This is a genomic window from Pseudoalteromonas sp. DY56-GL79 (assembly GCF_041414765.1).
In the GTDB taxonomy this organism is placed as follows: domain Bacteria; phylum Pseudomonadota; class Gammaproteobacteria; order Enterobacterales; family Alteromonadaceae; genus Pseudoalteromonas; species Pseudoalteromonas piscicida.
The window spans coordinates 46,948-70,430 of the sequence record NZ_JANHZS010000005.1 but is presented as its reverse complement, the minus strand read 5'-3'; the positions used below and the strand labels follow the sequence as shown (position 1 = coordinate 70,430).

The following is a 23,483-nucleotide window of genomic DNA, read 5'->3' as shown; positions in this document are numbered from 1 at the left end:
CCTACTGTTCATCCAAAAAGTCATGAGAATAACGCTATTCTTTGGATGATCTCGATTATTTGGAATGAGGAAAAATATGACGGTTTATAATTTTTGCGCGGGTCCTGCGATGTTACCTGTTGAAGTTATGAAAAAAGCGCAAAAAGAATTTCTAGATTGGCAAAATCTAGGTGTTTCAGTGATGGAAGTGAGCCATCGTTCGGCACCGTATCTCGAAATGGCAAAGCAATGTGAAGCAAGCTTACGTCGTTTGATGAACATCTCTGATGAATTTGAAGTCCTGTTTATGCATGGTGGTGGTCGAGGTCACTTTGCTGCTGTACCGCTAAATCTACATGTAGATGGTGTACCTGGCGTATATATCGAGAACGGGATCTGGTCTACCGGTGCGACGAAAGAAGGTGAAAAATTCACGCAAACACATGCGATTAATATTCGTTCTGACGAAAATGGTCAATTCGACATTTTACCGGTCTCCGAGTGGAAGTTACCAGAAAACGCTTCATTTATTCACTATTGTCCAAACGAAACCATCGACGGTATCGAAATATTTGACGTTCCAAAGCATGCAACCGCACCAATTGTAGCGGACATGTCTTCCAATATATTATCTCGTGAAATTAACGTCGATGACTTTGATTTGATCTATGCTGGCGCACAAAAAAATATCGGTCCTTCAGGGCTCAGTATCGCCATTGTACGTAAGACGTTATTGAAGCGTGAAGGGCTGCCAAGACCTGCTATCCTTGATTACGCCATTGAGGCTGATCAGCAAAGCATGTACAACACACCACCGACATTTGCATGGTATCTTGCGTTTGAGGTATTCAAGTATCTTGAAAGCATTGGTGGTGTTAAAGCCATGGAAGCGCACAATCAAGAAAAAGCAGCCATTTTATACGATTATATTGACGACTCTGACTTCTATTCAAACAAAGTTGCAAAACATTGTCGCTCATTGATGAACGTACCATTTTGGTTAAATGATGATAGCCTAAATGCTAAATTCTTGGCAGAGGCAGAACAAAACGGTTTAATTGCACTTGAAGGCCACCGTTTTGTTGGCGGCATGCGAGCTAGTATATACAACGCCATGCCAATTGAAGGGATCAAAGCGTTAGTTGCATTTATGGATAAATTCGCACGGGAGAACAGTTGATGGAACAATTGACCCTCAAGCCTATTACTAAAGTCAGTGGCAGTGTCACGTTACCTGGCTCTAAAAGCTTATCAAATCGTATTTTGTTGCTTGCAGCGTTGTGTGAAGGCACGACAAAAGTGACGAACTTATTGGATAGCGATGATATCCGCCATATGTTAGGCGCATTGTCTCAGTTAGGCGTTGAAGTAACGTTAGAAGATGATAATACAGTGGCACTGGTCAAAGGAAATGGTGGTAACTTTAACACCCCCGTTGAGCCGCTATTTTTAGGCAATGCCGGTACAGCATATCGCCCATTAACTGCAGTGCTTGCAGCTATACCCGGTGATTATGAACTGATTGGTGAACCACGAATGGAAGAGCGTCCAATTGGCCATCTTGTTGATGCCATGCAAACGCTTGGTGCAGATATTCAATATCTCAAAAACAAAGACTACCCGCCGTTAAAAATTACAGGTAAGCAACTTGCTGGTGGTGAAGTTGAGATTGACGGTAGTATCTCAAGCCAATTCCTAACTGCATTATTGATGGCAGCACCGCTTTTTAGTGGCGATACGAATATTGCGATTAAAGGTGAACTGGTTTCAAAGCCTTATATTGATATTACCATTGGCGTGATGGCGCACTTTGGGGTTCATGTCGAAAACCACGATTATCAACATTTCGTGGTAAAAGCAGGCCAGCAGTATCAATCTCCTGGAACACTTATGGTTGAAGGGGACGCCTCGTCAGCCTCTTATTTCATCGCAGCGGCTGCAATTGCAGGTGGTGAAATTGAGATAAAGGGAGTGGGTAAACAAAGTGTGCAAGGTGATATCGGCTTTGCCAAAGTGATGGAACAAGTCGGTGCAAACATTGATTGGCACGATGAGCGTATCGTTGTCCGAAAAGGTGAGCTAAATGGTGTGGACATTGACGCCAACGCTATCCCCGATGCGGCGATGACGCTTGCAACCGTAGCACTATTCGCAAAAGGTAAAACGGCAATTCGTAATATCTACAATTGGCGCGTGAAAGAAACCGATAGGCTAGCTGCCATGGCGACTGAACTTAAAAAAGTAGGCGCAGAAGTAGTAGAAGGGCACGACTTTATCGAAGTTACACCACCAGCTAATTTTAATTTTACGGATGTAGACACATACAATGACCATCGCATTGCGATGTGTTTTTCGATGGTGGCAGTGGGTGGTCAAGCTATCACGATTAACGACCCTAAATGTACGGCAAAAACTTTCCCAACCTATTTTTCAGTGTTAGAAAGTATTAGTCAGTATTAATTTCATCCAAGGTGCTGAAGATGTTCAGCACCTTAAAATCTTCTCTAAAATAGTCATCATTACAAAGTCAAATACGCGTATATTTGACTGAATTTCATTCAGTCAAAGCCAGTCAGCACCTGGCATTTAGCACCGTTCGCTGCACTAATAATTTGAGATATAACAAAAAATGACAGGTAAATAAGGATATATTCAGCAAATTGACGTATACTATGCGCCGTCAAATTCAGGTGAGCATTTTTAGGAGGTCTAAATGCAGGCAGCTATGCCAGTTATCACCGTAGACGGCCCAAGTGGTTCAGGCAAAGGAACTGTTTGTCGCTTGTTAGCTGAAACATTAAATTGGGAAGTGTTGGATAGCGGTGCGATTTATCGCGTGCTTTCGTTAGCAGCATTACACCACCAAATTGCAACTGATAACGAAGAGGGGTTGGTCCCTCTCGCTGCCAATTTGGATGTACAATTTTCTATCGATAAAGAAACTAAAAAAAGCAAAATTGTACTTGAAGGTGAAGATGTTACTAACACCATTCGCAATGAAGAAGTCGGCGCAGCTGCGTCAAAAATTGCGGCGCTACCTCGTGTGAGAGAAGCATTATTACGACGTCAGCGCGCTTTTAGAACTGAAGTTGGCTTAATTGCAGATGGACGTGACATGGGAACGGTGGTGTTCCCTGATGCTGAACTTAAAATTTATTTGACTGCAAGTGCAGAAGAACGTGCTCGCAGGCGATTTGTTGAGTTGAATGAGAAAGGCCATGGTGTTACACTAAGTGGTCTGTTAGAAGACATTAAAGCTCGCGATGATCGCGATATGAATCGCAAGGTTGCCCCATTAGTTCCTGCTAGCGATGCGATAGTTGTTGATACAACTGAGAATAATGCTGAGCAAGTGTTCGAACAGGTTATGTCTTTTATTCAAGACGCCATTGTGGCAGGTAAACTTCCAAAAAGTTGTTTACCTAAGTAATTTTTTAATGACACAGGCAGGAAGCTAGTGTTTATTTAACAACCCCATGCAGCATGGTTGCTAATTGGTAATTTAACTTTATAGAGACGTATTTAGTATGTCAGAAAATTTTGCGCAGTTATTTGAAGAAAGCCTACAGGGTTTTGAAGTTGAGCAAGGCTCAATCGTTAAAGGTACAGTAATCGCTATCGAGAACAACGTTGTTCTTGTTGATGCTGGCCTTAAATCTGAAAGTGCAATCCCTGCAGAGCAATTCAAAAATGCTGCTGGTGAACTAGAAGTTGCTGTTGGCGACGAAGTAGATGTAGCACTTGACGCTATCGAAGACGGTTTCGGTGAGACTATCCTTTCTCGTGAGAAAGCGAAGCGTCACGAAGCTTGGATCCGTCTAGAGAAAGCATGTGAAGAGCACGAAACTGTTGTTGGTATGATCAACGGTAAAGTTAAAGGCGGTTTCACAGTTGAAGTTGATTCAATCCGTGCATTCCTACCTGGTTCACTTGTTGATGTACGTCCAGTTCGCGACACAGCTCACCTTGAAGGTAAAGAGCTAGAGTTCAAAGTTATCAAGCTAGACCAGAAGCGCAACAACGTTGTTGTTTCACGTCGTGCTGTTATCGAATCTGAGAACTCACAAGAGCGTGAAGAGCTTCTTCAAAACCTTGTTGAAGGTCAAGAAGTTAAGGGTATCGTTAAGAATCTTACAGACTACGGTGCATTCGTAGACTTAGGTGGTGTTGACGGTCTTCTACACATCACTGACATGGCTTGGAAGCGTGTTAAGCACCCTTCAGAGATCGTGAACGTAGGTGACGAAATCAACGTTAAAGTACTTAAGTTCGACAAAGAGAAGACTCGTGTTTCTCTAGGTCTTAAGCAACTTGGCGAAGATCCATGGGCTGCTATCGCTGGTCGTTACCCAGAAGGTGCTAAGCTTACTGGTCGTGTAACTAACCTAACTGACTACGGCTGTTTCGTTGAAATCGAAGAAGGCGTTGAAGGTCTAGTACACGTTTCAGAAATGGATTGGACTAACAAGAACATTCACCCTTCAAAAGTAGTTTCACTAGGTGATACTGTTGAAGTTATGGTTCTTGAAATCGACGAAGAGCGTCGTCGTATTTCTCTAGGTCTTAAGCAGTGTAAAGCTAACCCTTGGCAAGAATTTGCTCGTCTTAACAACAAAGGCGACCAAGTTTCTGGTAAGATCAAGTCTATCACTGACTTTGGTATCTTCATCGGTCTTGACGGCGGTATCGACGGTCTTGTACACCTATCTGACATCTCTTGGAACACTCCAGGCGAAGAAGCTGTACGTGAGTACAAGAAAGGTGACGAAATCACAGCTATCGTTCTACAAGTTGACCCAGAGCGTGAGCGTATCTCTCTAGGCGTTAAGCAAATCGACGCTGATCCATTCACTAACTACCTAGACGCCAACAAAAAAGGTGCTATTGTTAAAGGTAAAGTGACTGAAGTTGATGCTAAAGGCGCAACTGTTGAGCTAATCGAAGGCGTTGAAGGTTACATCCGTGTAGCTGACATCGCGCAAGAGCGTGTTGAAGACGCGACTGCTGCTGTTTCTGAAGGCGACGAAATCGAAGCTAAATTTGTAGGTGTTGATCGTAAGAACCGTACTATCAGCCTATCGGTTAAAGCTATCTACGAAGCTGAAGAAAAAGAAGTACTAGAGAAGCTTAAGAAAGATGAGCCAGCGTTCGAAAACGCAATGGCTGCAGCTTTCAAAAATGCTCAAAAAGACTAATTAATCAGTCTTTAAACTAGGAAGGGCGCTTAGCCCTTCCTTTTACACTAAAGGAAACATTATGACAAAGTCTGAATTGATAGAACAACTTGCACTGCAGCACGCTCACGTTCCTGTTAAAGATGTAGAGAATGCGGTAAAAGAAATCCTTGAACAAATGGCTGGCTCATTATCAGACTCGGAACGTATCGAAATCCGTGGTTTTGGTAGTTTCTCGCTTCACTTCCGTTCACCTCGCACTGGTCGTAATCCTAAGACGGGCGAAACTGTAGAATTGGATGGTAAATACGTACCACACTTTAAGCCAGGCAAAGAGCTGCGCGATAGAGTAAACGAAAGCTTAAATAATTAAGTCTAACGGAGCTAAACTTGGTTGCAGTATTGAAAAAGGGATTAGCTGTTGTTGCCATACTGATTGCATTTTTAGTTGGAACACAAAATCCACAAGTTGTTAATGTCAATTTTGTAATTGCAAGTGCAGAGTTACCACTCGCAACCTTAATGAGTATTTGCTTAGCTCTTGGGATAATTATTGGTTTACTTGTAACTGCGTCGGTTTTATCTAAGCTTAAATGGCAAAATCATCGCCTAAAAAAAAGTAATAGTAAGCTTAGTCAAGCAGCCGAACGCTAGTTATGATCGAGCTGCTGTTTTTATTACTACCTGTAGCCGCCGCTTACGGTTATGTTATGGGTAAAAATAGTGCAAAGAATCAAGCCCTAGAGCAAAGTAGACAAATTACTTCTGAATACAGTAAAGGCCTAAAATTCCTACTAGATAGGGAAGAAGATCAGGGTCTTGAACACCTCACCAAATTACTTGAAGTCTCAGCAGACTCCGTTGATCATTATTTAACACTCGCATCGCTTTTTAGAAAGCGGGGAGAGTTAGATAGAGCGATAAAAATTCATGAGCTATTACTTAAACAACCTAATCTAGATGAAGAAGTGGTGAAGTCCTGTCGTCTAGAGCTAGCTCAAGATTACATCTTAGCTGGTCTGTTGGATAGTGCTGAAGAACACTTAGTCATTCTTGTAAAGCTTGGGTTTAAGGATGCACTCGATCCAATTTTAAACCTATACTCTCAAACTAGAGATTGGCGAAAAGGCGTTCATATGTATGAAGCGCATCCTGAGCTTTTCAAAAAGTCGTCCCATTGCGCCACTATTGCAAACTTCTATTGTGAAGCTGCAAATCAAGAAAAGAATCCAAGCCTATTCGAAAAAGCGACAGCGCTCGCGCATGAAACAGTAAGACCCTTGTACGAAATGGGCAAAGATGCATACAAACATGATGATTACGTGAAGTGTATATATTATTGGCGAAAGCTCGTGAGCCAATTTGTATTTATGGCACCACTAGTAATTGAAGAGCTCGAATCCTGTTATGTTAAATTAAATATTCACGATCAATTCTTTGAGCTAGTCTCAGAGTTATTAGAAAAAGGAGGCGTGCTGATCAGAATTAAGTTTTGCCAAGGGTTGGTCCAAAAAGGTCATATTTCTGAGGCAATAGAGTTTCTAACTGATAGTTTAAAGCGTGAACCATCAATTAGGGGCTTTAGTTATTTGCTGCAACTCATTAGCGGCAAAGATGCTAAAATAGATCACGTACTACAAGAAATAGATAAATTGGTTAAGTCTTATATTGCAACTAAGCCAAACTATCAATGTGGTCATTGTGGGTTTACAAGTCATACGATGTATTGGTTATGTCCCTCCTGCAAACATTGGGAGTCACTTGCTCCAAGCCGTGGGTTAGACGGTTTTTAAGTTTTTAATTTGGCCAAATAGGGTAACTATGTCGACACAAGATTTAAAAAAGGTTTTGATTGCGCTTGATTATGATAATGAAGAAGCTGCATTATCATTTGTTTCTCAGCTTTCACCTGACGAATGCCGATTGAAAGTAGGTAAAGAGATGTTTACCTATTTTGGCCCTCAGTTTGTAAAAAAACTGGTAGATATGAATTTCGATGTGTTCTTAGACCTGAAATTTCATGATATTCCAAACACTGTAGCAAAAGCAGTAACTGCTGCAGCTGAGCTTGGTGTGTGGATGGTAAATGTTCACGCCAGTGGCGGTCACGAAATGATGTCAAAAGCAAAAGAAGCGTTGGTAGCTTATGGGGATAAAGCGCCGTTACTTATTGCTGTGACCGTGCTAACGAGTATGGATCAAGGACAGTTATTAAAGCTTGGAATTGAAAAGACACCTCAAGAGCAAGTGCTATATCTAGCAAAATTAGCAAAAGAATCAGGCCTAGATGGTGTGGTTTGTTCTGCACAAGAAGCCGAACTTTTAAAAGCTCAACTCGGTGAAGAGTTTAAGCTTGTGACACCAGGTATTCGACCAGCAGGTGCTGATGCTGGCGATCAAAAACGTATTATGACACCTGAAAAAGCAGTGAAAGCGGGTAGTGATTATCTAGTGATAGGGCGTCCGATCACTAAATCTGAAAACCCAGCGGCAGCTCTAGAAGCAATTAACCAAAGTATAGCTTCACTTTAAACGTATAAATTTACATTTTTTAATGACCAACGCATAAGATGCGTTGGTCATGTCTGCTATTGACTGAGCCTTAAGTCACAACTAAACGCATAGTAATAATCTTTACCATAGTATTGGGCATATACTTTGGTTTTGTTATTTATATACCACTCTCCCATAAACGTATAGTTAGGATCGTCACTAGCAACAAAGCTAAACTTTTCTAACTTTGCATTGTCGGTTGCACCAACCTTAAGCGTAAGCGTACTCTCTCTAAGCTTATAATTTCCACTGGCAATAAAATCAACCCCCCGACTGATCTCAGTTTGCTCATCACGGTGGGATCGTACTTTGTAAAAAGGCTTTAACCCCCGCCTCTTTCTGATCTAATAACGCCTACATTGTCACTATCTACTTGTTAATTATGTCGTTATTTAGCCACCTTGAACTTGTTGAAGATAAGCGTTCTTCTATCAATCAACATCATGATCTTACGAATGTTTTTTCTTATCATCTCGGCTTTTCTATCCGGTTGTGAGGGCTGGAAAGATATTGAAGTGTTCGGGCACAGTAAACTCCCTTGGCTCAGACAGTTCAGAGCCTTTAAACACGGTATCCCAACGCGACATAGCATTGCACGAATTCTTAAAACAGTGGAGACTGATTCATTGGTTTTGGCCTTGTTCAGCTGGGTCAACGAGCAGCGCTCTCAATCTGGTAAGCCAATTATTACGTTTGATGGCAAAACCCTACGCGGTGCAAGTAAAAAGTATGAACACAACTTACACCTGGTATCAGCTTTTGATTGCGAGTCTGGTTTAACTTCATATCAGCGTACAGTCGACAATAAATCCAATGAGATACCGGCAGTCAGAGCCTTGTTAGATGTGCTTGATGTTTCAGATGCAATCGTCACACTAGATGCGCTACATTGTCAGAAAGCGACACTATCAACACTTATTTCAAGAGGGGCTGACTATCTGGTTCAGATTAAAGCAAATCAGAGAACACTTTATAAAGCAGTCACTTCATGTTTTGAAACAGCCTTTGCAGAAGAGAGTAGTTTGCTTGAAGATGTACAAGTCAGCGGTGGTCATGGACATTAGTAAACACGCATCACTTATGTTCTGAAGGCCAACAACCTGCCTGATGAGATAAAAGAAAAATGGCCTGGGATCACTTCGCTGGTCGCGGTTGAAAGACAAAAAAAATCCGAGTCGATAACAAAAATAGACACGCACTTTTATGTTACTTCTGTTGAGCCAGATGCACAGATGTTACAAAAGGCCATCCGCCACCATTGGCACATCGAGAACCAGCAGCATTGGGTGTTGGACGTGGTGTTTAAAGAAGATGCCTATCAGATAAGTGAGCCTATTTCCGCGGAAAACATGGCGCTGTTCAGACGGGTTGTTCGCAATCTGGTAAAACAGCACACAGGCCGTAAAGATTCTATACGTGGCAAGTGTGTTCGGGCCAGCTTTGACGATGAATTCAGGGCAGAGCTTATCTTCGGTTGATGGTCGTTAACGAAGTATGCTTTCATCTTGGGATAAGGGGGAACTCCCCCCTTTTGGTGATTATGGCTCTTCATTATCCGCAGTTTCAAAGTTCAAACTAAACTGACCACTGCGCTGTACTGAGAAAATGGCCTTTTGCCAGTTCTCTTCTTGATTTGACGTTGCATTTTCGAACAAGCTTAAAAACAGAACGGAAATTTCATCACTTACTGGTATAACGTGTGCTTGTTTTGGTGTGCTGGTGTCATAGTAAAAGCCGGAACACCTAGGCATATTGTCTTCATGGTAGTCCAATACGAGCCGTGCTTCACTCCACGGCTCTTTAATTTGCTGGTATAGATACTGGCCCAATTGTTGTGGGACTTGTCGGTTTTCTTCTCGCATTCCAACTCCTTGTTATGTTCAGCGATAAATGTAGCTCTGATTTTACTGGCGACTTTTGACTTTAGTATGTGCTATAAACTTGTAGATCTCAAAACCGACCAGTATAAATATGATCGCCTGATCCGCGGCTTTACTTATGATAACCGCATTGTAAGATAGCCCCGAAAGTATAGACATACAGATAAAAAACGAAAGCACAGATGTTAGGGCCTGTTGATCTTTCAAGTAGCAAAGGTCAACAGGCCCTAGTAACACAATGGCTTTTATCCAAGGTGAACTAGCTTATGTCTCTTTTTGCTAATCAATACAGCAACGACGAAACTGGTAAAAGACACCAAAAAACCAATAAAATACTGTTCCGTTGTGATCATGGTATTTCCTTATTAATAGATGAGTAAATTATTTTATTCATTTTCTGTCGCTTTAAAGAAACGTTTCATAAAGTGTTCGGTTCAATTACTCTCCGGAATCACTCTCGATCCAATAAAATCATGGCATTCAAGCCAATAAATTAAGCTGTACTTTGCCAAGAGTCCGCTGAAAAAAGGGTCGTCGTTTTTTAGCGCTTTACGCACCGCGGTAGCGTGCGCAAATCTTCAGTAACTCGCCATTTTATATACTCTTGTGAATAGTTGGCTTTTAAAATAAGGGAGTTGATCAAAGGTTGTACATTGGTTTTTACAAAAACTTGGTTTTTCTCTGATTGTTTACGTAGTTCAGTCCTTGGCTTTGAGGTGAATTGATAAGAATAAGTGTGCTCAGAAGCCATCCTCGTGAAAATTTTAAAAAGGGTACCCATGAAAAAAGTGCTTGTTTGATCTGAGTTGATTGTTTCAAAAGTTACATCATTCCCAGTAAAAAGTTCGTAAGAAAGATAGGGACATGGCCCTAAAGTGCTATGGTAAACAAAAGCTTCCTTTATACAAGTACTTAGTTCAAAACTAACGATCTTAGTACTTTGGCTTATGTCGTAAATGGTCATCCTTGTGTGCATGATATTTAACCTTAGTTGATTTAAAAACTCTCACAACAATCCACAAAGCTTGGTTAATGCAGTGTAAACATGATTTTTTTATGTAATTATCTGTTATTAAATAAATTCATATAATAATAGAGGTTATTACATGGATTTAGTCGAATGCAAGTGTGTTTTTTATAGCTTGATAATATTAATTTGATATTAAGGTTGATCTAGAAAATTCGTTTGTGTATCGTATGCGCCGTTCGAGAATGTACATCAAAAGTCCAGATGTTTAGTGTGGTTTTTGTTTTCAGGGAAGTGTCTATCTCAACAAGTTGTAAGAAAGCTTAATGCAAACTGAATTGCTCACTAAGCTTCATGACTTCCTCTCTGAATGCCCAATAAAAAGTAAAACCTACAAAAAAACAATGGCTTAAATATTTTTTAAGAAGATTTCCGAATGTTAACTTAGTATTCAGTTACAAACTGCATACTTGTGTTCTGTAATTTCTTGTTAAATAGTTAAATCAAATGTATTTTTACTATTGTACTGGAAATTAAAAAGATTAATTGTTTCCAATAATCTAATTTGGATGTCTTATAATTGAGGCGGATATGGCTAGGAATGCTTTATTTATAATGGTTTTGTTTTTGACTGGTTGTATGTCTACTTACGTTAAGTTAGACGTAACTGCTACTGATAACATAAATTTAAACCAGTTTAACGAGCCACTACCTGTGGTATTAAAAGTATATCAACTTACTGATATTCAAGCGTTTAAAAATTCTACATTTGAACAGCTTTGGAAGTCAGATAAATCAATTCTGGCTAACACCTTAGTTACGGTGGAAGAACGCACCGTAAACCCCTCAGATCGTATAAAAATCGAGTTTGAACAAGCTGAATCTGCAAAGTACGTGGCTTTTGTTGCGCTATTTAGAGATAGAACGGGTGGTAACTGGCGCGCATTTTATGACTTAAATGATTGGCCTGTGCCTTTATCTACTTCTCTAGATATTGAAATTACAAGTAACTCGCTTCGCTTACCTGAAGTAGAGGAGGACAAGTAATGCAGCACAACAACGTATACAAACCTGTTTGGGCTGAAGGTTTAATGCTCAGTCAGCAGCACTTACAACTGTTCGATCAATACCAGCAATCTCAACTAACTGGTGTACAGCAAAGTCTTAGAGATAATGCATATGGTTTAGACCGCATTGTATTTGACGAATCGGCATTGGCCAAAGGTGTAGTCAAATTGCAAAGTATTGCGGCAATCTTCAAAAGTGGTCGTCATATACATCATGTTTTTGCTGACAACGAAGCACCTATGTTTGAGCTTGAAGATAACAAAAGCGAATACATCATTAGTGTGGCGCTTGCAAACAATCATTCAGTAAGTAATATCCAAGGTTACCCGCAAACCGGGCAACTTAGTGCTTATGACTGTGATTTTGTTGAGCTTCAAGATGCACATGATCCAAACCGAAAAGCAGAAGTGATGGTTGCTAAACCTAAACTTATGCTGGTTGAGTTCAGCGCAAGTAATAGTTTTATAGAGCAATTGCCTTGTATAAGAGTTATACGTGGTGAGCATGGGCAGTTCGAAATTGACTCAAGTTATATTCCTCCACTGCTAAACATCAAAGCCCATGGCTATTTGGCCGAGCGTGTAAATAAACTCGTCAATATGGTTGAAGCTAAGTACACCGCGATGTTTACAAACCGCGCAAGTATGGGGATCGTGGAAGATTTTGGTCCAACAGAACTCAAACACTTTTTGTTATTACAAACATTTAGCTCTGTTTTTCCTGAAATTAAGCAGTTAAATACCACAGCCAAAACTAGTCCAGATGCATTGTTTATGGCGCTAAATAAACTGGTTTGCCAACTGATAAATTTCGAACCAGAAGCGAGTAAATTTGAGTTACCAGTTTATGACCATCAAGACTTAACGCGCAGCTTTGGTTTAATCGAATCTCATATTCAAACCCTTATTGGTTCGATAAGCGCAGCGCGCTCGTCTGATCTGGTACTCAGTGCAATCTCTCAGTCTATCTTTGAGGTTAAAGACATAGAAAGCAGTACTTTGACTCGCGGTGAATTGTATATCGCAGCTTTCTATGAAAACGAATCTACGCAATGGATCGAGTTGTTTGCAGAGCAAGTTAAGCTGGCAGCGCCAAGTCAGTTAGAAATATTAATCGCTTCAGCGCTTGGTGGTGTGAAGTTAACACATTGCCAGCGTCCACCGAATAGAGTGTCTGTTAAAGGTGGATATGAGTATTTTAAAGTTGAACCACATGGTGCCGCTTGGGAACAAGTTGTACAGGAATTAGCGTTAAGAATCTTTGTGCCATTTAGCCTTCAAGGCGTGAAACTTGAAGTGGTTTCAGTGGCGAGTAAATAGTTAGTAGGTAAAGGTCATGGAAGCGTCGAAAAATAAATCTGAACTAGTCGCCTGCATTTCTCCGGTACTTGAAGTGCTTACTTCAATTCGCCTGGGCGGGGCAGATCATCAAGGAGTTGATGGTCTACGCAGTAAAGTCATGGATGCTTTTGATGAATATGAAAAGAGCTGTTATGACGCACGGATCAGTGCGTCGGAAATGCAGGAAGCCAAATTTGCATTAACCGCTTTGGTCGACGAGCAAATCATGACGGCACAGAAGCCGTACAGTATGGAGTGGATGGCGCGACCTTTACAATTAGAATTATTTGGCAACATGCGTGCGGGAGAAGCTTTTTTTGAAAAGCTTGAAAATATCCGACGCGCAGCAGCGCAGCAACGCACGGTATTAGAAGTCTATTTTGTTTGTTTACAACTGGGTTTCGAAGGGATCTATAAGATCAAAGGGGTAGAGCAACTCAAAGCGTTGATGTTGGATGTTAGAGCGCAATTAGAAGAGCTTGCTGGACCTGCAAAATTACAGCTTTCTGATAATGCAAAACCGCAAGAAAGTATGGTCACTAAAGTAGGAAGAAACCTACCTTATTGGGTTATTTTATCGGTAACGCTTGCTTTACTCGCCAGTATGTATGTTGGTTCAACGTATTTCATTGAGAATCGTGCTAACCAGCAAGTCGTGCAAATTGATAAGCATATTGAAGTACTAACGCAGTTAGAGAAAACAGGGAAAGCGAGGTAACATCATGTCAGGAGTGAATCGTAGTGGACTAGTGCACCTAGTCTTAGGATTTTTGTCATCTCGTGCGACGGCTCATTGGGTCGGCATATTCGCAATTTTGACGCTAATTTGGTTCGCTGGTCGGTTTATTGGCCTTGAAGATCAAAATCATCGTTTAATGGTGATGGGTGCGGTATTTGGTCTGTTTTGTCTTACTTTATTAGCTCGATGGTTGTGGGTGAAGCGCTCTGGTGACAAGTTAGCGAAAGAAATTGCCAATAATCATGCGGGGACAGAAGCCGAAGTCGAAGAAATTAAAGCCAAAATGGAAGAAGCGCTGTCTGCATTAAAAGCTTCTCATTTAGGTGCTGGCTATCGTGGTAATGCTGCGTTGTATGCATTGCCTTGGTATATGATCATTGGTCCGTCGGCAGCGGGTAAAAGTACGTTATTTGCAAACTCTGGGCTGCATTTCCCTTATTCAAAATCTAATCAACTGCATATCCAAGGTTTTGGTGGCACGCGTAATTGTGACTGGTGGTTTTCAGATCAAGCCGTTTTGATCGATACCGCAGGTCGTTACACCACAGAAGAGTCAGATAATGATCAATGGTTGTCATTCTTAAAGCTGTTACGTAAATACCGCTCTAAGCAGCCAATCAATGGCGTGATGGTTGCGATTAGTGTTGCCGACATCTTGACTTCAGACAGCGAACAGATCCGCGACCATGTTAAACAGATCCGCGCTCGTATTGATGAGTTAATTAACCAACTTGGACTCATCTTTCCAGTATACGTGGTGTTTACCAAATGTGATTTGATCAGCGGCTTCGAGCCTTTCTTTAATGAATTAAGTGAAGATGAGCGTAAGCAACCCTGGGGTGCGTATTTACTTGAGGAAGATGGCACCAATACCGGTGAGGTGGCGAGCGAGAACTTTTCAAAACATCTAACTGGTCTATATGAGCGACTGTGTGATCAGCGCCTAGTTAAAATGACGCGTGAGCGTAACGCCCAACGTAAACAACTGATTTATGATTTTCCCAATCAGTTCAAAGCGGCGTCTGCCAAAGTTGAAGAGTTTATTGACACATTATTTAAAGAAAACCCGTACCAGGAAGTACCGTGGTTTGCTGGTGTGTATTTTACCTCTGGTACGCAAGAAGGTACACCTATTGAGCGCAGCGCAACGAGCAAACTGTCTACATTTAGATCAGTATTGTTTGAGTATCGCCAAGAAAGCATAACTTCTGCGTTCTTTATCAACCAAGTATTCAAAGATGTGTTGTTTAAATTGCAAGACCTCACTCGGGGTAACCGGAAAAAGCGCCGCGTACAAAAATGGCTCAAAGGCTTTGCAGTATGCTTGTGTGTGACGTCGGTATTTGCTCTTGCGGGCTTGTTGGTTAACTCTTATACCCACAATCAACAGCTTTTAACAACCAGTGATAAGTTAACGACTGCTGTGGTTAATACACGAGTTGAAAACCAGCCGTTGGCCGAGCAATTTAACTCAACTTTGTCTCTTTTTGCACACTATCAAGAGCTAATCGGTTATGAGAAAAAGCTGCCTTGGTATTTCTTACTCGGGGTTTACAGTGCTGACAACACCATAAAACCAATAGAGCAGGTATTACGTCAACGTGTACAAGCGCTCATTGGTGAGCCAAGTTCGGAGCTTGTGCAACAAGCGCTTTTTGAAAGCCACCAAAACTGGATTGCACTACTAAGTACAGAAGAGCAGGTTGCTAAACGTATCGAACCAAAACTACGTGATAAGTATTATCAAGCACTTAAGCTGCAACTCATGATGAGTAACGAGTTTGAACGTTTAAACAAAGACTATGCGAAGTCTGAGCTATTAGACTACACGGCGGACCGCTTAGAGCTAACACTAAACGAAGACACACAAGCATTAACAGAGCAACTGTCAGGACTGATTGATTTTTACTTAGCCCAATTAGCGGTTGAACCTACACCGCAGCAGCTTGCGATTTGGCAGAATAATGATTTCTTGGTGAGTCAGGCGCGTTCAGACTTAATGAGCGCGCCAGAGCCAACCGCATTATATGAGCAGATCAAAGCAAAAGTAACGGTATCAAAAGCTGCACTAACGCTTGATCAAATGATGCAGCAAAACAACAAAACCTTTTTGCAGTCCAAGATCAGCATTCCATACGTTTACACCAAAGAAGCATGGGAAAACGAGGTGTACGATGCCATCAAGGTCATTGCGAGCAAAGCATTCTCTGGCGATTGGGTGATGGGCACAGACAATGCAGAAAGCCAAGGTTCTGTTGATGAAGCAAAAGCAAGCGCTTTGGTCAAATCTATCCGTGCGCTGTATTTCAGAGACTATGCCAATGTGTGGTTTGAATTCTTAAATTCGGTAGAAATAAGTCCATTTAATACGAGCAATGCGGCAAGTTTAACGCTGGCTCAGCTGTCGTCACCAGAAGGTCCATTGGTCGATTTAATGGCGTCAATCGATGACAACGTGAATCTAATTGATTCGCCCAACAAAACGGTGGAGACAGAAAAGTTAACCGAGCAGGCAAATGCATTACTTGCAAAGTCTAAAAACAACAAGGTTAAAGGTGCAAAAATAGAAGCCGCTGCGAGAAAGCGTGTACCTGAACTGTCGAGCCGCTTTGCAGATCTTCGTCGCTATACGGCAAAAGGAGAAGAGAACGCTCGCTCTGATTACCTAGAGCAATATCTCGGTGCTTTGAGTGCATTTCATTCAGACATCAAAACGATAGCCGCGAGTAACAATGATGACTATATGGCAATGTCTTTTACTCAAACTCTGTTAAATGGAGATAGCAAAAACCATGCGCTGCAAAGTGCATGGGTGGTGGTAGAAAGCCAAGTAAGAGCGCTTGACCCAGATACTAAGCAAGCACTTGAAAAACTACTAAAAGCACCACTTTTAGCGAGTGTACAAACGGTAATGAACGAAGCGAAAGTACAGCTTAATGAGCGTTGGTCTAATCAAGTATTCTTAACATACAAAGAAAATATCCGTGGTAAATATCCGTTTAATATCGACGGGCCAGATGCTGCAGTTGAAGATATTAGCGAACTGCTGAACCAAGAGTCAGGTGTGTTCTGGCAATTTATGGCTGAGAATCTATCTCCCTACCTTCGTTTAAAACGTGGTGAGTGGGTAGAGAAAACGTGGAATGGTATTGGCATCGGCTTTAAGCCTGGGGTACTAGACAAGCTAACTAAGGCGAGAAAGGTTACGCGTTCTCTATTTCCTCGAGACGGTTCTGAGGTAGGGATTAGCTTCCAAATGATGCCTGTGGCACAAAAGGGATTAAAAGAAACTTATATCGGCTTTAGTGACCAAAATTACCGTTATAGAAATGAACCTGAAGAGTGGCGTCGTTTTAACTGGCCTGCAAGAGCGGGCACTGAAAAAGCAGTGGTATATGGTTTAGACAGTGAAGGCCGAAGAATCGAAATCGAAAAGTCAGGGCCTTGGGCATTCCTAAAAGTATTGAATGAAGCGAATGTACAGTGGGTTCGTGGTACTGAATTTATGGCAACGTGGCAATTACAAAGAGAAGCAGAGGCTAGTGTTGAACCAATCCAAGTTCAAGTTGCACTTAAGTCGAGCAGAAACAGTGGCATATTCAGCAAATATTTTATGACGTCATTTGCGCTGCCTGAGTCTTTGTTTGATACCAAAGTGAGTGTGGCTTCCAATGAAAACTTGGCGTTGAGGTAGCACAGGCATGTTCGGTTTTTTTAATAATAAGAAAGTCGCCAAGGTGCCAACGACTCAACCATTTGGATTTATGGGTAAAAACCCAATTCAAGCGGACTTTATTAAGTTTAACGTTGACTCAAGAGAAGCGATAGCGCTTGAACGCTGGCTTCAAGAAGGTTACGCAGACATGAGCCGACAGGCGTTGATAAAAGATGCTTCTTCTCAAAAAGAGCAGTCAACGCTATTTTTTATTGCCTCAGGTCAGGACGAAAACTGTTTATTAGGCACATTGCAGCCAAGCGAAGATAAAAGTGGAAGACAATACCCATTTTGCTCGTTTGTATTATCGAGTAATGCGGACTACAAACAAAACCCTGCATTTTTATTTAGCGAATGTGGTAGTGCGTTTAAATCATTAAGTTTAAACCATGAGTTGATCAGAAATTGCAGTAGTGTTGAGCAAATGCGCCATAGCGCACAGGAGCTTAAGCAGGTAAGTGAGCTGGTTTCGCAACCGATTGATTTCGATAAGGCAATGTCTTCACTACGAGCTTCACCGATACAGCGTGTATGGGATGCGCTTGAACTAGAAGATCTTGACCAGCGAGCACAATTAATCAGCCAAGTGATGTCGGCGCTCAAAATGATCAAAACCCAAGGCTGTTTGCGTTGTCAGTTCGGATTGAAGTTACCTATGCCACAAGTGGGTGAAGATACTCAGTTGTTAGGTGCATTTTGGCTGCATCTTATTACAAATATGGTGGCCGATCATCACTGGCAGCCTTGGTGTTTTTATAACTATGGTCAATTGAGCCAGAAAGCCTCGCTGGTGGTGTATTGCAGACCTATGCCGGCCTCGTATTTTGCGTCAGTTTGGCTTGAGCACAATAGCTTGTCGACGACCATTAATCTAACAGGAACTTTGCCACAACATCCGGTGACACCGCATATGTATGAATTGGCAAAAGCATCAAATATGAGTGTTTTCGATGCGCTAAGAAGTTGGAGTAAGTTATGAGTCAACCACATAAGTATCTGAGCTGGCAGCTGTGGCGTGAAAAGTTATTAACGCCTCTAGACGGCATGCCATGCGGTGACGATTTAAAATACGAAGAGTCATTTAAATTACTAAAAGCCTCTTCGTCAGGTGTTGCTGAGCCAGACTTCAAAGCTAACTTTATTTTGGCATCAGAGCTATTAGAAAAGCAGACCAAAGATATTCGCATTGGGTCGTATCTAGCGTTGGCAGCTACGAATGAGTTTGGGCTCGAAGGTCTGATCCACTCGTTAGATTTGTTTAATCAGCTTTTGCAACAGTATCAGGCGCAGATCCACCCTGTGAAAGAACGTGCGAGAGCATCGGTTCATACTTGGTTCTTACAACAACAACAGCGCTTACTTGGTGTTGCTACAGCACACAGCGCGACAATGCCGGAGCAGTGGCCAGAATTAAAGCGTGTACTTGAACAGTATGCAACAGAATCCGTGGCGATACTTGATGCAGACTCAGGTCCGCTTGCTGATTTAAAACACTGGTGTGAGCAAGGTCTGGTTTCGCAACCAGTTCCTGTACAAGCTGTTGCGACGGCACAAGAACCGGTCGAAAAGCATGAGGTGGTCACAGCAGAGCAGCCCCAAGTACAGCAATCTGTAGCGGCGACTTCACAGCCTACGGCTGTTGCTTCAAAGCCCGTTTCCACACTTGCTATTGCCGCGGAAGCACCGCAGTCAGACTCGGCTTATACAGAGCAAGTTCGCAAACTATTGGCGTATGACAAAGAAAGCCAAAATTGGATGCGAGCTATTCGCTTGGCACGTGCAGTGAGGTGGGGGACGCTTGCATTACCACCACATGATGGTGAGTTGAAAACGCGGCTACCAGCGCCTAGACAAGCGGCATTTGTGCCTATTGAAAACGCCTTAGCTGCACAGAACTTTGCCCAAGCGTTAGAAAAGGCAGAAGCCTTATTCATGGAAGGGGCGATGCATTTTAACCTTAATTTACAAAGGCTAACCATCGCTGCACTCGAAGGGCTCAAGTTATTTAAAGAAGCACAGTGGATCGATTTAGAACTCGCCGCAATCGCTGATCAATACCCAACACTGCTCAGCCTTAAATATGAAGACGGAAGTGAGTTTTGCTCAGCAGCAAATCGCGAGCGAATTGGCGAACATAAATTACTAAGCCAAGGTGACGGTGCAAACACAGACGATAATCAGAAGATTTGGTTAGATAAATTTAAAGAAGCGCAGGCGCTTGTTGATCAAAACAAGCTTGCGCAAGCACTGCAGCTAATGGAAGGGTTTGCGCAAGACAAGTTCGATTTTGCGAAGCAAAAATTATATCAAGCGCGTTTATTGATGCGTAGTGAGCGCGCTGATCTTGCCTATCCAATGTTTGAGCAGCTGTTAAAAGACATTGAACAGTACCGGCTGGATTTATGGCACGAGTCGTTTGCTCTAGAGGTTTGGCGTTATGCTAAGCAATGCAATGAAGCAGTATCCTTGGAGCAAGGGGATGAATTTGACCTACGAGCAACCGCGATAAAGCAGCAGATGCTCGTAACCAAAGTAAGCTCAGCGATTGACTGGGTTTGATTGTTAACCGCTGGGCTTGTAACGGCAGGCGCAACGACTGATTAAATAAGGAAAGACTATGTCTGATACGTTTCAAAAAGAGATCCCAAGAGCGCGGATTAATATAGCGCTTGAGCTGGAAACCGATGGTGCAACGCAAAAGAGCGAACTACCGATGAAAGTTTTGGTGGTTGGTGATTATTCCAACGGCCAAAACGATAGTGACCTCGCTGAGCGTGAGCGCATTGCTATTAATAAAAATAATTTAGAGCAAGTGCTTAAAGACATGTCACCAAAGGCAAAGTTTCAAGTATCGAACAAAATCGCAGGTGATGGTGAAATCGGTATTAACCTAACATTTGATGATTTTAAGTCATTCGACCCAGAGCAGGTTGCGGCGCAAGTACCAGAGCTTAACAAGATGATGTCAATGCGTAACTTATTGCGTGATCTGAAATCTAACTTGCTTGATAACTCAACGCTGAGAAAAGAGCTTGAGCGCATTTTGCAAAATAAACCAGAACTTGATGAGTTAAAAGCACGCCTTAATGAGCTGGCGCCGCTTTTGTCTGAGCAAGAAAAACAACCGCAAGAGTAAGGACACAAACCGATGAATATGCAAGAAACGTTAAACGTTGAAGCGCGTAAAGAAGAGACTTTGACAGCTTCAGCTTATGAAACAATTTGTAATCTTGTGTCTATTGAGCCGGTTTCAAGTGAAATCAGCATTGATAACTTCCGTGATGCTAATAATCTTGCGGAAACAGACACCAATGAGCGCCTAACTGCTGCTATCAATGTCTTTTTAGACATGGCCACTAATGACAGCAAAGAAGTGTCACGTATCGACAAGTTATTACTTGATGACTATATCGCTAAAGTCGACAAAATTATTTCTGAACAGCTGGACGAAATTTTACATCATCCGCAGTTTCAAAAAGTAGAGTCAGCGTGGCGTTCACTGCGTTATTTGGTGAATCGTTGTCCAAATAACTCAAACGTAAAGCTTGAGTTACTAGATGTTGATAAAGAAACACTACGTGACGACTTCGAAGAAGCACCAGATACCACGCAATCTGCGCTCTATAAGCAAGTGTATACGGCTGAGTATGACACACCAGGGGGCGAGCCAATTTCGACTATGGTGTCAAACTTCGAATTTGATTGTTCAGCACCGGATGTGTCGTTATTACAAGAAATTTCAAGGGTCTCTGCAGCAGCCCATTGTCCTTTCTTAGGTAGTGTTGGTGCTAAATTCTTCCTAAAAGACTCGCTTGAAGAAGTATCAAAAATTCAGGATTTGGGCTCTTACATGGAGCGTGCTGAGTTTTTACGTTGGAAGAATTTCCGTGAATCAGAAGATGCACGTTACATTGGCTTAGCGTTTCCACGCTTCTTACTGCGTTTACCATATGGTGACTTAAATCCAATTCGCCACTTTAACTATCAAGAAGACGTTAGCAGTGAGCATCATGAACGTTATCTATGGGGTAACGCGACATTTGCGTTCGCGGCAAATATCGTCCGTAGCTTCCACCAAAATGGTTGGGCGGTAAATATTCGTGGTCCACAATCTGGTGGTCGCGTTGAAAATCTACCTCTGCATTCTTTTGAAGCAGGTCGTGGTCAAGAAACTAAGATCCCAACGGAAGTACTTATTTCTGAAACCAAAGAGCTTGAGTTTGCAAACCAAGGGTTTATCCCACTGAGCTACTACAAAAACAGTGACTTTGCGTGTTTCTTCTCTGCAAATAGTGCGCAAAAGCCACAAATTTTTGAGACGCCGGAAGCCACCTCTAACTCGCGGATCAATGCAAGATTACCATACATCTACTTGGTATCGCGTATTGCGCACTATATGAAGGTGATCCAACGTGAAAATATCGGTTCAAGCAAACCTCGTCACGAACTTGAGCAGCAACTTAATGATTGGTTAGGTGCATTAGTTACTAAGATGAATAATCCAGACGAGTCTCTAATTGCGACGCACCCGTTAAAAGATGCCAACGTGACTGTGTCGGAGATCCCGGGTAATCCTGGTTATTACCGTGTGAATACGTATGTGGTTCCACATTTCCAAGTGGAAGGTATCGACGTACGCCTCGCACTCGTTGGGCAAATGCCTGGCGAAAAGTGAAGGCCAGCTGAAGAACCAATGAAGCGTATTTAGGGCAGTGAATGCTGCCCATTATTAAGCATGACATTGAACCTTAATTGTAGAGGCTCAGAAGTATCGGCAAGCGCTTTTGAGATGTTAGTTGAGCTTGCATCTAAAAGTGAAAAAGGAAGAAGTTTCAAACCGGGTTAGGTTGATAGGCGCAATTATGGAAAACGGTTACTAATAAAAAGACCAAATTTAATATGGTTGCTGGTATTAAATGGTATATTTATGAATGTAGAAGCAGACCATATTATTTGGAAAGTTATATTTTTAGTGCAGTGTTCTTTAACTGTATTTTTAATATACGATAATCAGCTTTTCACCTCGTCTGAGATCAGCGTTGCGTTTGTAGACATTGTTGTTTTTGTCTTAGATAGCTTGGTTTTGGCAGCAAACTTATTGCTCATATTACAAGTTCGTGTGTTAAGTCGAAGAACATGGGGTTTGGTAGTTTGGGTGTGGTGGTTTGTAAATATATACTCGTTGTTAAACGAATTCTATTTGGGCGGTTATACCTCGTCTGAAATGTTGTTTTTTGGGAATATAATCTGGATTTTAATTTTATTTTCCTTGCCTGTAGTTAAGTACAGAAGCTTTATAGGAGAACCAATTAAGTCATGAATAAACTTAAAATATTAAATGCTTACTCGTTGTACTCCAAAACAAGTGTTGTGCGATAGAAGACTGAAATATCTGAGAGAAATAAATGATGAGGCAAAGGATTGTCATGTTGAAGCGAAAAATATGTAACTGGTTGATGATACTAAGTACAGTCTTGGTGACTAACTTGTCATATAGCCAAGAGATGACACCAGAGCTCTATTTCGCAAAAAAGAAATTGCAAAAAGCAGCTATAGCTTACACCGCGGCGATGGAAACGTGTTTTGAGCATACTCCACGCGTTCGCCCAAGCGAGTTAGAGACAGACAAGCTCGAGACAGAATTAGTCGTAGAGGCAGTAAATTACCTGCATTACGTGGCGCTTAATGATTGTATGCAAGACCATGATGTAAATTTTTTAAAAGCAGTTGAGCATTACAATCAGACGGCGCCAAAGGATGATCTGATCACGGTAGACAGTTTTGTGACGCTTAGATGGAATGAAGAGCTTAGATCTGAATTCGAATTTAAACAGTTACCCGAAGCGGTTCAGCAGCACTTTTTGCAGCTGGATATACTAAAAACGCCATTTGATGCGGCGACGTTAGTGATGGAATTACGTGGTGACTTATAACATGTAGTGAAAGATTGCCCCAAGTTGGCTGCCACCAACTTGGGACATGTTCCCAAATTGGCATAAAGCGTGGCGCTTTGTTTGGGGATCAAACGTGAAAAACATGCGTTTGATCAATGCCTTTAATAATTAGGA

19 protein-coding genes and 1 pseudogene are annotated in these 23,483 nt (G+C 41.9%); 19 read left to right on the top strand and 1 reads right to left on the bottom strand.

Translation table 11 applies throughout. The annotated features are described in order from the left end of the window. Positions 1 to 76: 76 nt before the first annotated feature. The 9 genes and pseudogenes from serC (at position 77) to NO992_RS04925 (ending at position 9,184) form a co-directional block, all read left to right on the top strand. Positions 77 to 1,159 (top strand): 3-phosphoserine/phosphohydroxythreonine transaminase, encoded by a 1,083-nt coding sequence (gene serC / locus NO992_RS04965; protein WP_305776116.1) that lies wholly within the window; start codon positions 77 to 79, stop codon positions 1,157 to 1,159. Continuing rightward, positions 1,159 to 2,439, top strand: a complete 1,281-nt coding sequence (gene aroA / locus NO992_RS04960) for a 3-phosphoshikimate 1-carboxyvinyltransferase (RefSeq protein WP_010377028.1) — start codon at positions 1,159 to 1,161, stop codon at positions 2,437 to 2,439. Before serC ends, aroA begins: the two co-directional genes overlap by 1 nt. Before the next feature lie 253 nt (positions 2,440 to 2,692). Next, entirely contained in the window at positions 2,693 to 3,409 is a 717-nt protein-coding gene (gene cmk, locus NO992_RS04955) for a (d)CMP kinase (RefSeq protein WP_371374867.1), read from the top strand. A 97-nt stretch (positions 3,410 to 3,506) separates the two neighbouring features. Then, positions 3,507 to 5,174: a 30S ribosomal protein S1 gene (gene rpsA, locus NO992_RS04950; RefSeq protein ID WP_017217321.1), complete on the top strand. Its 1,668-nt coding sequence runs from the start codon at positions 3,507 to 3,509 to the stop codon at positions 5,172 to 5,174. 61 nt (positions 5,175 to 5,235) lie between these two features. After that, positions 5,236 to 5,526, top strand: coding sequence for an integration host factor subunit beta (gene ihfB / locus NO992_RS04945; RefSeq protein WP_010377033.1), 291 nt, complete (start codon positions 5,236 to 5,238; stop codon positions 5,524 to 5,526). A gap of 17 nt (positions 5,527 to 5,543) precedes the next feature. Beyond that, positions 5,544 to 5,807, top strand: coding sequence for a lipopolysaccharide assembly protein LapA domain-containing protein (locus tag NO992_RS04940; RefSeq protein ID WP_010377035.1), 264 nt, complete (start codon positions 5,544 to 5,546; stop codon positions 5,805 to 5,807). A 2-nt stretch (positions 5,808 to 5,809) separates the two neighbouring features. Next, positions 5,810 to 6,946, top strand: a complete 1,137-nt coding sequence (locus tag NO992_RS04935) for a lipopolysaccharide assembly protein LapB (RefSeq protein WP_010377036.1) — start codon at positions 5,810 to 5,812, stop codon at positions 6,944 to 6,946. A gap of 28 nt (positions 6,947 to 6,974) precedes the next feature. After that, positions 6,975 to 7,685: an orotidine-5'-phosphate decarboxylase gene (gene pyrF / locus NO992_RS04930; RefSeq protein ID WP_371374861.1), complete on the top strand. Its 711-nt coding sequence runs from the start codon at positions 6,975 to 6,977 to the stop codon at positions 7,683 to 7,685. A 464-nt stretch (positions 7,686 to 8,149) separates the two neighbouring features. Continuing rightward, positions 8,150 to 9,184: pseudogene (locus tag NO992_RS04925) on the top strand (ISAs1 family transposase). 60 nt (positions 9,185 to 9,244) lie between these two features. Here NO992_RS04925 and NO992_RS04920 read toward each other — a convergent pair. After that, positions 9,245 to 9,568: a hypothetical protein gene (locus tag NO992_RS04920; protein ID WP_010377043.1), complete on the bottom strand. Its 324-nt coding sequence runs from the start codon at positions 9,566 to 9,568 to the stop codon at positions 9,245 to 9,247. A 1,576-nt stretch (positions 9,569 to 11,144) separates the two neighbouring features. Between NO992_RS04920 and tssJ the strand changes: the two genes are divergently transcribed. From tssJ to NO992_RS04870, 10 genes are all read left to right on the top strand, one after another. Then, positions 11,145 to 11,600, top strand: a complete 456-nt coding sequence (gene tssJ / locus NO992_RS04915) for a type VI secretion system lipoprotein TssJ (RefSeq protein WP_096040868.1) — start codon at positions 11,145 to 11,147, stop codon at positions 11,598 to 11,600. Further along, a complete protein-coding gene (tssK, locus tag NO992_RS04910; RefSeq protein WP_010377047.1) occupies positions 11,600 to 12,940 on the top strand; it encodes a type VI secretion system baseplate subunit TssK in 1,341 nt (446 codons plus the stop codon). The genes tssJ and tssK overlap by 1 nt, the downstream gene beginning before the upstream one ends. A gap of 16 nt (positions 12,941 to 12,956) precedes the next feature. Continuing rightward, positions 12,957 to 13,679, top strand: a complete 723-nt coding sequence (gene icmH, locus NO992_RS04905) for a type IVB secretion system protein IcmH/DotU (protein ID WP_371374856.1) — start codon at positions 12,957 to 12,959, stop codon at positions 13,677 to 13,679. Between the two features lie 4 nt (positions 13,680 to 13,683). Further along, on the top strand, positions 13,684 to 17,394 hold the full coding sequence (gene tssM, locus NO992_RS04900; protein WP_371374853.1) for a type VI secretion system membrane subunit TssM: 3,711 nt from the start codon (positions 13,684 to 13,686) through the stop codon (positions 17,392 to 17,394). Positions 17,395 to 17,401: 7 nt separating this feature from the next. After that, on the top strand, positions 17,402 to 18,394 hold the full coding sequence (gene tagF, locus NO992_RS04895) for a type VI secretion system-associated protein TagF (protein ID WP_017217329.1): 993 nt from the start codon (positions 17,402 to 17,404) through the stop codon (positions 18,392 to 18,394). After that, positions 18,391 to 19,974 (top strand): type VI secretion system domain-containing protein, encoded by a 1,584-nt coding sequence (locus NO992_RS04890; RefSeq protein ID WP_371374850.1) that lies wholly within the window; start codon positions 18,391 to 18,393, stop codon positions 19,972 to 19,974. The genes tagF and NO992_RS04890 overlap by 4 nt, the downstream gene beginning before the upstream one ends. A gap of 58 nt (positions 19,975 to 20,032) precedes the next feature. Next, on the top strand, positions 20,033 to 20,551 hold the full coding sequence (gene tssB / locus NO992_RS04885; protein ID WP_010377053.1) for a type VI secretion system contractile sheath small subunit: 519 nt from the start codon (positions 20,033 to 20,035) through the stop codon (positions 20,549 to 20,551). Between the two features lie 12 nt (positions 20,552 to 20,563). Then, positions 20,564 to 22,090 (top strand): type VI secretion system contractile sheath large subunit, encoded by a 1,527-nt coding sequence (tssC, locus tag NO992_RS04880; RefSeq protein ID WP_010377056.1) that lies wholly within the window; start codon positions 20,564 to 20,566, stop codon positions 22,088 to 22,090. A 252-nt stretch (positions 22,091 to 22,342) separates the two neighbouring features. Then, the gene (locus NO992_RS04875; RefSeq protein WP_010377059.1) at positions 22,343 to 22,735 is read left to right on the top strand and encodes a hypothetical protein; all 393 of its coding nucleotides are present in this window, start codon (positions 22,343 to 22,345) and stop codon (positions 22,733 to 22,735) included. Between the two features lie 106 nt (positions 22,736 to 22,841). Next, entirely contained in the window at positions 22,842 to 23,348 is a 507-nt protein-coding gene (locus NO992_RS04870) for a hypothetical protein (protein WP_371374846.1), read from the top strand. The last annotated feature ends 135 nt before the right edge of the window (positions 23,349 to 23,483 follow it).